Source organism: Noviherbaspirillum autotrophicum (assembly GCF_000818395.1).
GTDB classification, from domain to species: Bacteria; Pseudomonadota; Gammaproteobacteria; order Burkholderiales; family Burkholderiaceae_D; genus Noviherbaspirillum; species Noviherbaspirillum autotrophicum.
This window is the reverse complement of record NZ_JWJG01000028.1, coordinates 3428303-3440964: the sequence shown is the minus strand read 5'-3', so window position 1 is coordinate 3440964 and position 12662 is coordinate 3428303. Positions and strand designations below refer to the sequence as shown.

The 12662-nt window shown below is 59.3% G+C and carries 14 protein-coding genes; 1 reads left to right on the top strand and 13 read right to left on the bottom strand.

Annotated features, from left to right (window positions below):
- Positions 1-5 precede the first annotated feature (5 nt).
- The 5 genes from fliJ to fliF are packed head-to-tail and all read right to left on the bottom strand — an operon-like array spanning position 6 to position 5301.
- Entirely contained in the window at positions 6-446 is a 441-nt protein-coding gene (gene fliJ / locus TSA66_RS17220) for a flagellar export protein FliJ (protein WP_040040826.1), read from the bottom strand.
- Positions 447-481: 35 nt separating this feature from the next.
- Entirely contained in the window at positions 482-1885 is a 1404-nt protein-coding gene (gene fliI / locus TSA66_RS17215; protein WP_040040825.1) for a flagellar protein export ATPase FliI, read from the bottom strand.
- Positions 1882-2565, bottom strand: a complete 684-nt coding sequence (fliH, locus tag TSA66_RS17210) for a flagellar assembly protein FliH (protein WP_040040824.1) — start codon at positions 2563-2565, stop codon at positions 1882-1884. Before fliH ends, fliI begins: the two co-directional genes overlap by 4 nt.
- Positions 2566-2596: 31 nt before the next feature.
- A complete protein-coding gene (gene fliG / locus TSA66_RS17205; protein ID WP_040040823.1) occupies positions 2597-3592 on the bottom strand; it encodes a flagellar motor switch protein FliG in 996 nt (331 codons plus the stop codon).
- On the bottom strand, positions 3589-5301 hold the full coding sequence (fliF, locus tag TSA66_RS17200) for a flagellar basal-body MS-ring/collar protein FliF (protein ID WP_040040822.1): 1713 nt from the start codon (positions 5299-5301) through the stop codon (positions 3589-3591). Before fliF ends, fliG begins: the two co-directional genes overlap by 4 nt.
- Before the next feature lie 236 nt (positions 5302-5537).
- Here fliF and fliE point away from each other — a divergent pair, with 236 nt between their 5' ends.
- Positions 5538-5879, top strand: a complete 342-nt coding sequence (fliE, locus tag TSA66_RS17195; RefSeq protein ID WP_040040821.1) for a flagellar hook-basal body complex protein FliE — start codon at positions 5538-5540, stop codon at positions 5877-5879.
- Between the two features lie 119 nt (positions 5880-5998).
- Here fliE and TSA66_RS17190 read toward each other — a convergent pair whose 3' ends face one another.
- The 8 genes from TSA66_RS17190 to TSA66_RS17155 form a co-directional block, all read right to left on the bottom strand.
- Positions 5999-6760, bottom strand: coding sequence for a flagellar brake protein (locus TSA66_RS17190; RefSeq protein ID WP_052452673.1), 762 nt, complete (start codon positions 6758-6760; stop codon positions 5999-6001).
- Between the two features lie 43 nt (positions 6761-6803).
- Positions 6804-7091 (bottom strand): EscU/YscU/HrcU family type III secretion system export apparatus switch protein, encoded by a 288-nt coding sequence (locus TSA66_RS17185; RefSeq protein ID WP_040040819.1) that lies wholly within the window; start codon positions 7089-7091, stop codon positions 6804-6806.
- Positions 7092-7160: 69 nt separating this feature from the next.
- Entirely contained in the window at positions 7161-8483 is a 1323-nt protein-coding gene (fliK, locus tag TSA66_RS17180; RefSeq protein ID WP_040040818.1) for a flagellar hook-length control protein FliK, read from the bottom strand.
- Between the two features lie 3 nt (positions 8484-8486).
- A complete protein-coding gene (locus tag TSA66_RS17175; RefSeq protein ID WP_040040817.1) occupies positions 8487-8822 on the bottom strand; it encodes a flagellar protein FliT in 336 nt (111 codons plus the stop codon).
- A 5-nt stretch (positions 8823-8827) separates the two neighbouring features.
- The gene (gene fliS / locus TSA66_RS17170; protein ID WP_040040816.1) at positions 8828-9295 is read right to left on the bottom strand and encodes a flagellar export chaperone FliS; all 468 of its coding nucleotides are present in this window, start codon (positions 9293-9295) and stop codon (positions 8828-8830) included.
- Between the two features lie 34 nt (positions 9296-9329).
- A complete protein-coding gene (fliD, locus tag TSA66_RS17165) occupies positions 9330-11927 on the bottom strand; it encodes a flagellar filament capping protein FliD (protein WP_040040815.1) in 2598 nt (865 codons plus the stop codon).
- 101 nt (positions 11928-12028) lie between these two features.
- Positions 12029-12409, bottom strand: a complete 381-nt coding sequence (locus tag TSA66_RS17160; protein WP_040042708.1) for a flagellar protein FlaG — start codon at positions 12407-12409, stop codon at positions 12029-12031.
- Between the two features lie 78 nt (positions 12410-12487).
- Positions 12488-12662, bottom strand: a 175-nt coding sequence (locus TSA66_RS17155; protein ID WP_269748417.1) for a flagellin, incomplete at its 5' end; no start/stop codon positions are given.

Genomic DNA, 12662 nt, shown 5'->3' with positions numbered 1-12662 from the left:
GCTGCCTAGCGTTTGTTGAACAGCGCACGCGCTGCGAATTCATCCGTTTGTTTCTGGTCGCGCCGTGACTCTTTCAATTGCCGCACTTTTTCGGCGCGCGTCGCCAGCGTGTCGTAGGATATGCGCTTGCGCTCGCTGTCCTGCCAAGCTCCGCGCTCCCTTGTCACGCGCCCCTGGGCATCCTGGATGACGCGTTGCTGTCCCTTGATGGCTTCGTCGAGCTTGTCGATGAAATGCTGAAAATTCCGATAGCTCGATGCACTCAGGCCGGCTTGCAGTGTCGTCTGGAAGCGCGCCATGTAGTCGTCCCGGTACTGGAGCAGCAACTGCAGCTTTTTCTCGGCATCTTCGCTGTTCCGGATCGCGCGTCCGAGCCGCTTGGCCGCTTCGTCGGTTTGTTGGGTCGCCAGTTCGATCAGCGTATCGAGTGCGGAAGGGGTAGCCATGTAATTGAGTATAGCTCCTGTCTGATTCTATTCAATCACTGGAATAGCGCGGAAAGTTGCCCCAAGCTCTCGGCAAGGCTGGCGCACTCGCTGATATCCTGCTGCAGGAATGTTTCAATTCTGTCATGTTTTGCGATCGCTTCGTCGAGCACGCGGTCGGATCCCGCACTGTACGCGCCGACGCTGATCAAGTCGCGGCTGCGCTGGAAACTCGACGTCAGCTTTTTCACGCGACGCGCCAAATTCTGGTGATCGTGCGAGGTAATTGAATGCATCGCGCGGCTGATCGACTGTTCGATGTCGATCGCGGGATAGTGCCCGGCTTCGGCCAGCGAGCGATTGAGCACGATATGACCATCGAGGATTGCGCGTGCCGCGTCGGCGATCGGATCCTGCTGGTCGTCGCCCTCGGTAAGCACGGTATAAAACGCGGTGATCGAACCGCCGCCTTCCTTGCCGTTGCCGGCGCGCTCGACCAATGCTGGCAGCTTGGCGAATACCGATGGCGGATAGCCCTTCGTAGCCGGCGGTTCGCCGATGGCGAGGGCGATTTCGCGCTGCGCCATCGCATAACGGGTCAGCGAGTCCATGATCAGCAGGACATTTTTTCCTTCATCACGGAAATGCTCCGCAATCGCCGTCGCATAGGCAGTGCCCTGCAAACGCATCAGCGGCGAGGTGTCTGCCGGGGCGGCCACGACCACGGAGCGTGCCAGTCCTTCGGGGCCGAGGATCTGCTCGATGAATTCCTTGACCTCGCGTCCCCGTTCGCCGATCAGGCCGACCACGATCACATCGGCGCTGGTGTAGCGCGCCATCATGCCGAGCAAGACGCTCTTGCCGACGCCGGAGCCGGCGAACAGGCCCATGCGCTGGCCGCGGCCCACCGTCAGCAGGCTGTTGACTGCGCGTACGCCGACATCGAGTATTTCCTGAATCGGTGCACGCGACAGTGGATTGGCGGCCCGCGCGTTCAAGGGGGCGACATGCGATGCATTGAGCGGACCGAGGTTGTCGAGCGGGCGGCCGGCCGCGTCGAGCACGCGGCCCAGCAACTCGCTGCCGACCGGCAGGTGCCGGCCGCGATCGCTCGGGCGGCGGCGCGGATGGCTGACGGCGCCGGGACGGGGCAGGCTGTGCGCCAGTTCGAGCGGCAAGACCCGGGTGCCGGGCACGACGCCTTCGACATCGCTTTGCGGCATGAGAAACAGGCGGTCATCCTGGAATCCGACCACTTCGGCTTCGATGCGCGTACCGTTCGGCATTGGAACGGTGCAAGCCGCGCCGATCGGCAGCCGCAATCCGATGGCTTCCATCACCAGGCCGGTAACGCGCGTGATGCGGCCTGAAACCAGCAGCGGCTCGGAGATTGACAGCAGTGCGCTGCAATCGCGCAGGTAGGCTTGCCAACGGCTGCTGTGTGGTGTGTCCGTGCTCATGGCGCCAGCCAGTCGGAGTCCTTGCCGAGAGCGGCGGCGATGCGCTGCCAGCGGCTCGTTGCGGTGGCGTCGACCTGATTGCTTGCCGTGTCGACGCGGCACCCACCGCGCTCCATTGCAGCGTCCTCAACGATGCGCCAGCCGGCTGTGGTCAGTTCTTCCCCCATCAGCGTGCAGGCCAGTTTGGCGTCTTCCGGATGCAGAAAGAGCAGGGCTGGCTGTTGCAGCGAGGGCAGGTAACGGACCGCTTCGCCAATGATTGGGATGACGAGTTCGGGGCGCACGTGCAGCGCGCTCTTCAGCATGGCCTTGGACAGGTCGAGTGCCAGGTCCAGGATATCCGATGCGATCTTCTCGTTGGCTTGCGCGATTTCGTCGCTGAAGACTTGCGCGATCTGCAGCAGTTGCGTACGTTCTTGATCTGCCTGCGCACGGCCCTGTGCCAAACCGTCGGCGTAGCCTTGTTCGAAGCCCTGCGCCTTGCCCTGTTCGAACCCGGCCGCGCGGCCTTCCTCCATGCCTGCCGCGTAGGAAGCGTTGCGCGCTTCTTCTGTGGCTTTCTTGACCTGGTCGGCTAGCGCTGCTGCTGCCTTCTCGGCCGGAGAAGGCTCGTCGAACGATGCCAGTTCCCAGCGCTGATAGGCGGTCAATTGTTCCTTGGGAATCCTGCTGGAACTCATTTCGTCGTTATCCGATTACGTGTATGCGTGCCTAGACGTAGGTATCTTCGCCCTTGCCGCCCAGGACAACCTGGCCTTCGTCGGCGAGACGGCGGATGATGGCGAGGATTTCCTTCTGCTTTTCCTCGACTTCGGACAGGCGGACCGGTCCTTTCGATTCCAGGTCTTCCTTCATCATCTCGGCCGCGCGCGACGACATGTTCTTGAAAATCTTGTTGCGCAGGCCTTCGCTGGCGCCTTTCAGGGCGATGATCAGCGATTCCGACTGCACTTCGCGCAGGATGATCTGTACGCCGCGGTCGTCGATATCCATGATGTTCTCGAAAACGAACATCTCGTCCATGATCTGCTGCGCCATCTCCGTATCGTAGGCCTTCAGGCTTTCCATCGCGGACGATTCGTTTTCGCCGCTGAAGAAGTTGAGGATCTCGGCCGCGGTGCGGATGCCGCCCATCGGCTTCTTCTTCAGGTTTTCGTTGCCGGTCAAGAGCTTGGTCAGCACGTCGTTAAGCTCGCGCAGAGCGGCAGGCTGCACGCCGTCCAGGGTGGCAATGCGCAGCACTACGTCGTTGCGCAGGCGCTCCGTGAAATGGTCGAGCACTTCGCAGGCGTGGTAACGCTCCAGGTGCACCATGATGGTGGCGATAATCTGCGGGTGCTCGTTGCGGATCAGTTCAGCCACCGATTGCGCGTCCATCCACTTAAGACTTTCGATGCCGCGCGCCTCGCGCGCGCCCAGGATACGGTTGAGCAGGGAGGTTGCCTTGTCGTCGCCCAGTGCCTTGGTCAGAACATTGCGGATGTAGTCGTCCGAATCGAGGCCGAAAGACGTGTTGGTCTTGGTCCGCAGGCGGAACTCCTGCAATACGGTTTCGAGTTCCTCGGTGGTCACCGATTTCATCGTGGACATTGCAGTCCCGAGCTTTTGTACTTCGCGCGGGCCAAGATACTTCATGACCTCGACCGCCTCATCCTCGCCCAATGCGAGCATCAGGATCGCTGCTTTTTGAACGCCGATATCGCTCATTCGGTTACCCATTCCTTCACAACATTTGCCACTACTTTCGGGTTTTCCTTGGCAAGACGCTTAGCGGCTTCCAGGCGGCGCTGGTACGTGCTGATCGCCGGCGTCGCTTCCTCGTCATTCAGATCCGACAGGTCATCGATGGCGGCTGCCGTCGGCTGTGGAATCGGATTGCCTTCGGCGTCCAGCACCGGGGCGGGGAGGGCTTCGGTCTTTTCCTCTTCCTTTGCGGTCAGGCGGTCAAGCAAGGGGCGCAGCAGCTTGAAATACATGAACAGGGTGACCAGGGCAATCAGCAGGTATTTGCCCGCTTCCTTCGCCAGGTCCAGCATTTCCGGCTGCTTCCAGAGCGGCGGTTCGGCTTGCACTTCCTTGTCCAGGCCGGCGAACGGGCTGTTGACCACGTTCAGGCTGTCGCCGCGCTCCTTGTTGTAGCCCATTGCCTCCTTGACCAGATCGCTGATCTGGGCCTTTTCGGCATCGCTCAACGGTTTGTAGGCGACCTTACCGCCTTTTTCAACGACGCGCTTGTAGTTGACCACGACAGCTACCGACAGGCGCTTGATGCCGCCCATCGGCTGCTGCACGTAGCGCACGGTCTTGTCGACTTCGTAGTTGACGGTCGAATCGCGCTGCATTGGACCGGATGCGGCGGCCCCATTGGCGCCGTTCGCGCTTGCCGCCGCACTTGCGGTCGCTGCCGTGCCGGGGGGGGTGGTCAGCGGCGCCGTCGCCGGTGCGGGCGGCTGGTTGGTCAATGCGCCGGGAACACCGGAAGCGGTATTGCCGCCATTGCGCATTTCGCTGCTGTGCTGGCTGCGGACCGCGGCCGGGTTGTCGCCCTGGTTGGGCTTGTACATCTCGGCGGCTTGTTCGCTCGTCGAAAAATCGACGTCTGCGGTCGCCTCGGCGCGTACGTTGTTGGTGCCGACGATCGGGGTGATGATCGACTCTATGCGATGCACGATACTCTGTTGCAGTTCCTGCACGTATTTCAGCTGGGTCGGGTCGAGTCCATTGGCGCCCGGCTGCTTGCTCGTGTCGGACAACAGATTGCCTTCCTGGTCGACCACCGTGATGTTTTTCGTATTCAGTTCCGGTACGCTGCTGGCAACCAGGTGAACGATTGCGCTTACCTGCTGTCGGTCGAGCGTCCGTCCCGGGTGCAGGTTCAGCAGCACGGAAGCGGTCGGTTTTTGCTGGTCGCGCACGAACACCGAGTTTTTCGGGAGCGCCAGGTGGACGCGGGCCGCCTGCACTGCGGCGACGGACTGGATGGAACGCGCCAGTTCCCCTTCCAGCGCACGCTGGAAGTTCACCTGCTCAAGGAATTGGGAGACGCCGAGTCGCTGGTTCTCCATCAGCTCGAAACCGACGTTGCCGCCTTTCGGCAGCCCCTGCGACGCCAGCTTGAGTCGTGCATCGTGCACACGCTCGGCTGGCACGAGGATGGCCCCGCCGCCTTCGGCAAACTTGTACGGCACGTTCATCTGTTGCAGCGAAGCGACGATGGCGCCGCCGTCGCGATCGGAGTAATTGGAGAACAATACCCGGTACTCCGGCTGCTGACCCCACATCCATACGCCGGCCATCGCTGCGGCGACGGCCGCGACACCGACCATCAGCGCTATATTGCGCCCGTTCGGCGTACGCACGAAGTTCAGCAGATTGTTGGGAGAGGCCTTGTTATCCTCTTCCGCAACTATTGCCATGTCTGGCCTCCATGAGTGCAGTTTTTAAGTATCGTTGTCAGTTTCACTTGTGGTGCCGTCAAATAATAAACATGATGCCTTAGCCTGAATTGTCGGTGCAGCACAAGATTTCAATCTTTGGAATAGAGCGGCATTTCTGCTGCTTATCGCGCCGTCTGTTGTTGCGCCAAGTGATAATGTGTGAGCATAAAGGGCGGATGTGCCTTTGCCATGCGTATCTGCCGCAAGGAGGAATGATGAAACCAGGGATGATCGACACCAGCCGCATCGAAGCCATGGTGGCGCAACTGAAGGCCGCTGCCGCAGTCGCCAAGGGCGACATCAAACAGGTCGACGCCGAGCAGCCGGCAGCCAAGGCGGATTTTGCGGCTGCGTTGCGCGCTTCGCTTGACTCCGTCAATAACACGCAACAGAAAGCGGAGCAGCTTGGCCAGCGTTTCGCATTGGGCGATGACAGCGTCAACCTGTCGGATGTGATGATCTCCATGCAAAAGGCCAATATCTCCTTCCAAGCCACGGTTCAAGTCCGTAACAAGCTGGTCTCGGCTTATCAAGACATCATGAACATGCAGGTGTAACCCGTACCTGTTCCCGGATGTGCGCCAGCTCATCTGGGGAAGAAAAAAGGCGCGGCATTGCCGCGCCTTTTTTCTATCTTCGACAACCAGTTTCCTCTCGTTGTTATCACAACGTTAAGTCAGGCCATCCCTGTCGCTCGCGCGTTTTGTTCCCGCTCCAGTTTCGTGATGTAGCGTTGGACGGCCGCGAGAGCCGCGTTGGGGATGTTGACGAACATGAAACCCAAGCGCCGCGTGGTCTTTCCGTTGGTGAGCTTGAGGTCGTGGATATTCATGAGCTCGAGCCGGGTTTCGATGGCTCCGCCCGGCAGCTCGATACGGCATTTGTCATAGACGATACCGAGCGTGGCGGGAATCTGTTTCTTTTCGTCGACGACGGCAAGGCCGCCTGCGCTGATATTGTGCAACGGGACGGTGATCGTGTCGCTGATTTCGCCCGTCTCGCTGGGAATGGTAAAGGTGCAGCGCACCGGGTGCGCGACCGGCGTCGATACCCGGTAATACTCGCGCCGTTGCAAGCGAATCAAGCTTTCCGGGATCGCCATGCTCAATGCAGGGCGGCCGTCATGCACGCAGCTGTATACGTTCGACGCGAAAAACAGGATGCGGATGTTTTCCAGCACGGTTTCGAACGCGACCTCATCGCTTTCAAGGATGCGCTCGTTGGTCAATGCACTCTGCGCGCGATCGATGATCACCGTATCGTTGGCGTCATCGACTTCCAGGATAGAGGTGATGACGGCGTCGGCGCCGTTATTGGCTTGCATTCGCACCAGTTGATTGCGCGTGCTTACAGCACGCAGCAGGCTGACGATTTCCCGCCGCGAGTAGACCTGGTAGCGACTTAAATCCTGGCTGTCGTCGTCAAATTCGGAAGTCATCTGGTTCTCGTTGAGCATTAAGAGTGACATTAAGTGCAACCTTCTATGATACCTCGTTGGTGCCTCGCTGGGCAGCCTCAAGGTGGTGCACCCATGCCAGCAGTTCAGCGACGGCGCGGTACAGGGCCGGTGGAATGTGTTCATCCAGGTCGACCTGGGTCAGCAGGGCAACCAGCTCGCGCGATTCATGCACGAACACGCCGTGTTCCTTGGCCCGGGCAATGATCTGTTCCGCAACGAGGCCGCGCCCTTTGGCCACTACTTTGGGAGCAGCATCCCCGCTCTGATATGCGAGTGCGACAGCGTTTTTGGGAGGGGGCGATTGTGTCATTTTGTTTATCGCCTCGATACGCCCGATATGCCTTGTCGCACCGGCGAAAGCGATTTTCTCGGCGTTGGACTATGCTTTTGCATCGCGTTTTACGGAAAACTGTTCCAAAGGTGATCCGGCTGCGGCCAGGGCGGCGCCCAGCGTATCGCCGTACGCGCGCAATAGTGTTGCTGTGTCTTCGTTCGCTGCTCGGACCTGAACCTGAACGCGCTCGCCGGTCAGTCGAATCGTTGCCGCCACCTTTCCCAAGGTGGGTAACTCGAATCGGATCACGCTTTGCCACGTCCTTTCCTGGAATTCGGCATGATTGGTCTGCGGGGTATCTTCGCCGATCTCCCACTCGATCGGTTGGCCCGGCCATAACTCGCCTTGCCAGGCAATCCGGTGTTGTTCGAGGGTGTTCAATTGCAGGTTGACCATGTTGATCGATTCGCTGCTCATGAATTTGGTTAGTCCAGCGGTCTCCACTTCGTTTGCAAGGGGGGCGGCGGTAGCGAGCGCGGCATTCTTCGACGCTGCTTCTGCCAATGTGTCGGAGAGCGATATATCGACTGGTAGCGCGGCCATGGTTTCACCATCCGTTCTGGCCAATGCCTGTGGGGCTTGTTGGCTGTCTTGCGGGGAAGGGGTGAGGGCTGCGGGCGCTGTGTCCGGGTTGTGTGCAGCATGCAATGCGGCCAGCAGGTTGCGCGCGGCTTCGGGCTGGCTAGACAGGCTGGCAATTAATCGTGCAACGTGATCTGTATCCGCCGGTGACTGTCCTTGTGAAGCGACCTTGAGCGCTGTCTGGAGCGCCGCCTGGAGCGCCGCCTGGAGCAGACGGGGATTGCTGTTGCCGGCCTGTGGTTCTCGCAGCAGCGCCGATAGCGGGCGCTCGCCGCTGGCCCAATGTTCAAGGTGAGATTCGTAGAACAGGCCGCTGAACTCCAGCGAGTCTTTCATTGACGATGCGATTTGTCCCGTATCCGCGTTGGCCGACGGCACCAGCGGCGTCTTGCCGGTCAGGGTGACTGGCGCGCCTGCAGCCTTCGCTGTATGGATAATCCAGTCAATGAGTTTTCCGGCATTGCTGAGGGCGGGAGGATTGTCTCGGGCCTGGCTGGCCAACAGAAAGGTGGGGCGCGGTTGCGTCGCCACCAGCGTCAGGTCAAGGGATTTGCCGACTTGGGTGCCGGCCGGCAGATTCATGCGCACGGCGGTGTCGGCTACCTTTACGACAAATGTCCCGTCTTGCAGTCGCGACAGTACTTCGCCTTCGAGAAATGAGCCGAGTGCAATCCGGTTTAAGCGCTGCGATAATTCCTGGTGGGCGTCGCCGACCGGGATGATCGGCCGGGTTGCCTCAACCGAGGCAACGGGCCGTGTTCCAACGATATCGGCCCGCGGGAGCATAGATTAACCCGACTGGTTGGCGCCGTATGCCTGGGCCAGTTTGCGCTCTGTTCCAGTGCTCTTGATCAGTACGGAAAGCTGCTCCATCCACGGTTCCGTGATAGTACGGATCTCGCGGTCATCCGCCAGGATCTGGCGGATGAACTTGACCTTCTGTTCGCGGACCATGCCGGTCAGCGGAACGGCGGATTCGCCGCGCTTGAGCGTTGCCACATGGCTGGCGCACTGGGATTCCAGTTCCGCCAGTTGTTCCCAGTCGTATTCACGCGCTGCGGCAAGCATCTGATGCGTGATGACCGCGACCTTTTCGTAGATAGAGATGACTTCTTCGCCAGTCATGGTGGTCAAGCCTTTACTAGTCCTGAAATATTGGGGGCGAGAGGATCGTTGATTGCGGGGGGGGCTTCCGGTGCTGCCTGTCCTGCCGGGGCAATGGCTTCCCACGCGCTTCGCAAGTCTTGCAGCAAGCGCTGCACTTCCTCGATCAGTTCTGGCTGATTGTTCAGGTTGGCGGTCATCAGCCGGGTGCTCATGTATTCGTACAAGGCGTCCAGATTGGCCGCGATCTCGCCGCCAACCTTATGGTCAAGGCTGGCGCGCAGGCCGCTGTCGATAATGGTGATTGCTTTCGACAGGGCTTGCCCCTTGCCCGGAATGTTGCCTGTATTCATGTGCTGCAGAGCTGTGGCCAGAGCCGCAAGTGCGCCGTCGAACAGCATAACGATCAGTTTGTGCGGACTAGCCGCGACGACGCCGGTTTCGATACCGACCTTGGCGTAGGCGTTTGCGCCGCTGCGCATCGATCCAAACATTGTCGTTTTCCTCGTATGTTTCGTGCGTTGTTTGTTAAGACTTGGAGTTGGCGCTGATCTGCGCAAGTTGCTGCGTCAGGTAAGTGCTGGTCGAGTTCATCTTGCTGATCAGGGTATCCAGAGCAGTGAACTGCTTGCGGTAGCGTGCCTCGGTGTCGGCCAGTCGCGCGTTAAGCACTTCATTTTGCTTGTCGATGTCTTTGATGCTTCTGTTTAGTCCATCCGTACGGCCGCCAATCAGGCCTGAGCTGCCGAGATAGCCGTCAATCAGCTTGTTCAGGTCATGGGCATAACCATGTGAAAAGGTAACCGTGCCACGATCTGCGCCTAATAGGGGATCTGCCGCGCCACCTGTAATATTCAATTTCAGACCGGCCGCTGGCGAGCCGGAGGCGCCAGTCAAGTATTGGCCGGAGCCCATTCCCTTAACTCCTGCGACCGTGCCTTCGACGTCGATGCCGTCGGTAGCTGTCGCCGTGCCCATCAATGCCGCAACACCGCTACCGGTAATGGTGACTTTGGAGGTAGAGCCGTACTTGTTCGATGTGATGACCATTTTGCCGGCATTATCGAGCGTGACGCTGACTGCGATGCCGGCGGAAGACAACGCCGAGGCGCTGTTGATGCTCGATTGGACTTGTGCAATCAGCGCCTCGGGCGTATATGCGCCTGAAGTCAGCGCAACGGAGGCGGTTACGCCATCCACCGAGAGGACCAGGTCCTTGTTTGATCCGTCGATGGTGGTGGGAGCGACGGCGTTCGATCCGGTAACGTTTCCCTGAGTTGCCAGTTTGTTTATGCGTACGTTGTATGTGCCTGCCGTACTTGACGAGGTCGAGCCTTCGAACTTGACCAGACTGTCCGTGGTTGTGCCCACGGAGGAGAACAGGGCGGCGACATCGCTCATGTTCTTGCTCATGGCTGCCGACAGCTTTCCGGAGTCGAGCGACATCGTGCCATCCTTGGCAATCGACAAGCCGATCTGGGACAGTGTTGTCAGGCTGCCGCTCGATCCCACCAGGGGAGTCGACATCATCTTGCGAAGCTGCGACTGAATGTTGCGTACGGATGAGTCACCTAGCAGTATGCCCGCATTTTTAGTGGTTGCATCGTAACTCGTTAGCTTCTTGATGGTGGAATTGATGTCATTGAATGCCTTGACGAATCCGTTCACCGCCGAGGTCACGGCCGCGGTGTTTGCCGAAATGGACAGATTGGCGTTGCCCACCTTTGACAGGGTCATGGTCACGCCTTCGATGGCGCTGCTCACCGTGTTGGTGGTGCTGGTCACCGCAATGCCGTTGACCGAAAGAGTTGCATTTTGTCCGGCAGCGCTTTGTGTCATGTTCTGCGTGCCTGCAGGATTGTAGGCAAGCAAATCGACCAGCTTCTGTTCGGTCTGCAGCGGGTCGGTGGCATCTTCCACGCTGATCTTCATGCTGGAAGTAGCGCCCGTCTTGTTTGACTTGATCACCAGGTGGTTCGGCGCCGAGCTGCCATCAGAGACGATCGATGCGGTCACGCCGATATTGGCCTTGTTGATCGCATCGCGGATGCCCTGAAGCGAGTTGTTCGTGTTGTCGATCGTGACCGTGGCGCTGGGCTGGTTCGGGTCAAGGGTAAAACCTGCGCCGCTGTAGGTATAGGGGCCAGAGCTTCCCGCGCTGAATCCGGCAATCGCCGGGCTGGTGCCGTCTATGCTGATCTTATTTGCGGAGCTCAGCGACACTGCGCCAACGGCTGTCTTTGACGCGCCAATTCCGATTGAAGATGTGAATCCTCCGGTGACAGCCCCGGATTCCTGCATTGCAATGTTAGTTCCGTCCGCCTTGGTAAACTTGAGGTCACCTGTTGCCACCGTGCCCGAAACGGATATGCCGGCCGCCGTCAGAGCGGGTGCCGCATTGTTGATGGCCGTCTGGGCATCGGCAGCTGTGACCGGGGCGGCCGCATTGCTGATAATGCTTACGCCACCAATGTCCAGGCTGTATCCGGCTGCGGAAGTCGTGGTGAACGTGCCGAGCGCGCCAGTATCCGTCTTCGCTGTAGCGGTCACGCCGGTCGTGGCGCTTTCAAGGTTGATCTGGTCGGCAAGCGCCTTGGCGCTGGTGGTCGTCCCGCTGGTGGTGATTGTCTTGCCGTTAATGCTGAGCGAGTTGGCCGGCATCCCGCTGGTGGCAACGCTGGAGCTTAATCGAGCGCCCGTGGTGACGAAATTTCCGCCGCTGATCGTGCCGAACTGGAATGTCAGCTTGGTGGATCTGCCGGTACCGATGGTCGCACTCGTGCTGGTTTGGCCGGCCGATGAGATGGTTTGTGCCTGAGCCAGTTGCGTGACGGTGACATTATAGTTGCCAGCGCTGGCCGAGGACGTGGCTGATGCACTGAAAATCGACGTGTCCGACGCGGTGGCATTCACCCCGGTGAACGTGGACTGATTGTTCAGTGTATTCAGAGCCGTCTGTAGTCCGCCCAGGGAGCCGGACAAGGTGCCGAAGGCGGAGAGTTTGGCCTGGTAACTTGCTTCCTTCTTGGCGAGCGCCGTCAGCGGCTGAGCTTCAGCCTGCATGAGTTTGGCGACGATGCCATTGATATCCAGATTGGAGCCGATACCGGGAGATGAGATCCCCATCTTGTCTCTCCTTTAAAACGTGATCACTGTATCTCAATAACGGCGGTACCAAACCGAACTTTAGAGCGAGATTTACCCGCCTGTTTTCCGCCCGCGGCTGATCATGCTTGTTGTTTGATTAGCAATCCTTGTACGCGATCCAAGGCTTTCGCGATCTCCAGTGCCTCCTGCGTCGGAATCTGGCGGATGACTTCCTTGGTCTGCTGATCCACTACTTTCACGACCGGGCGATCACTGTCCTCATCCAGTGTAAATTCGAGATCTTGCGATAACTTCTTCAAAGTATCGTTGATTTGCTTTACCGCGTCGTTAACTTGAGCTTGCGCCGGGATGTCAGCGACTTGCTTGACCGCGTTGACTGTCTGTACTGGAGCTGCGGCTTGTCTTGCTGCAACCATCGGTACGTCCGTAGTGAAGTTGCCTGTGTCCGAGATCCGCTGCCCGGGTTGAGCTGTCGAACTACCAATCGGTTTGATGTCCATGATCATCTCCTAAAAGGGAATACCCCGACTGAAAGGGTTTCAGCCGGGGTATCGGTTAGCATGGTCCTGCCGTGCTAATTAGCCGCGGAGCAGGGCGAGCACGCCGTTAGGCAGCGAGTTCGCTTGCGCGAGCATCGCGGTACCGGCTTGCTGCAGGATCTGGCCACGGGTGAGGTTGGCCGTTTCCGAAGCAAAGTCGGCATCCTGGATTCGGCTGCGTGCGGAAGTGAGGTTCTCCGCCGTCGTGGACAGG

Coding starts and splice junctions, on each gene's coding strand:
- fliJ (WP_040040826.1), bottom strand. CDS start 446: ATGGCTACCCCTTCCGCACTCGATACGCTGATCGAACTGGCGACCCAA.
- fliI (WP_040040825.1), bottom strand. CDS start 1,885: ATGAGCACGGACACACCACACAGCAGCCGTTGGCAAGCCTACCTGCGC.
- fliH (WP_040040824.1), bottom strand. CDS start 2,565: ATGAGTTCCAGCAGGATTCCCAAGGAACAATTGACCGCCTATCAGCGC.
- fliG (WP_040040823.1), bottom strand. CDS start 3,592: ATGAGCGATATCGGCGTTCAAAAAGCAGCGATCCTGATGCTCGCATTG.
- fliF (WP_040040822.1), bottom strand. CDS start 5,301: ATGGCAATAGTTGCGGAAGAGGATAACAAGGCCTCTCCCAACAATCTG.
- fliE (WP_040040821.1), top strand. CDS start 5,538: ATGAAACCAGGGATGATCGACACCAGCCGCATCGAAGCCATGGTGGCG.
- TSA66_RS17190 (WP_052452673.1), bottom strand. CDS start 6,760: ATGACTTCCGAATTTGACGACGACAGCCAGGATTTAAGTCGCTACCAG.
- TSA66_RS17185 (WP_040040819.1), bottom strand. CDS start 7,091: ATGACACAATCGCCCCCTCCCAAAAACGCTGTCGCACTCGCATATCAG.
- fliK (WP_040040818.1), bottom strand. CDS start 8,483: ATGCTCCCGCGGGCCGATATCGTTGGAACACGGCCCGTTGCCTCGGTT.
- TSA66_RS17175 (WP_040040817.1), bottom strand. CDS start 8,822: ATGACTGGCGAAGAAGTCATCTCTATCTACGAAAAGGTCGCGGTCATC.
- fliS (WP_040040816.1), bottom strand. CDS start 9,295: ATGTTTGGATCGATGCGCAGCGGCGCAAACGCCTACGCCAAGGTCGGT.
- fliD (WP_040040815.1), bottom strand. CDS start 11,927: ATGGGGATCTCATCTCCCGGTATCGGCTCCAATCTGGATATCAATGGC.
- TSA66_RS17160 (WP_040042708.1), bottom strand. CDS start 12,409: ATGGACATCAAACCGATTGGTAGTTCGACAGCTCAACCCGGGCAGCGG.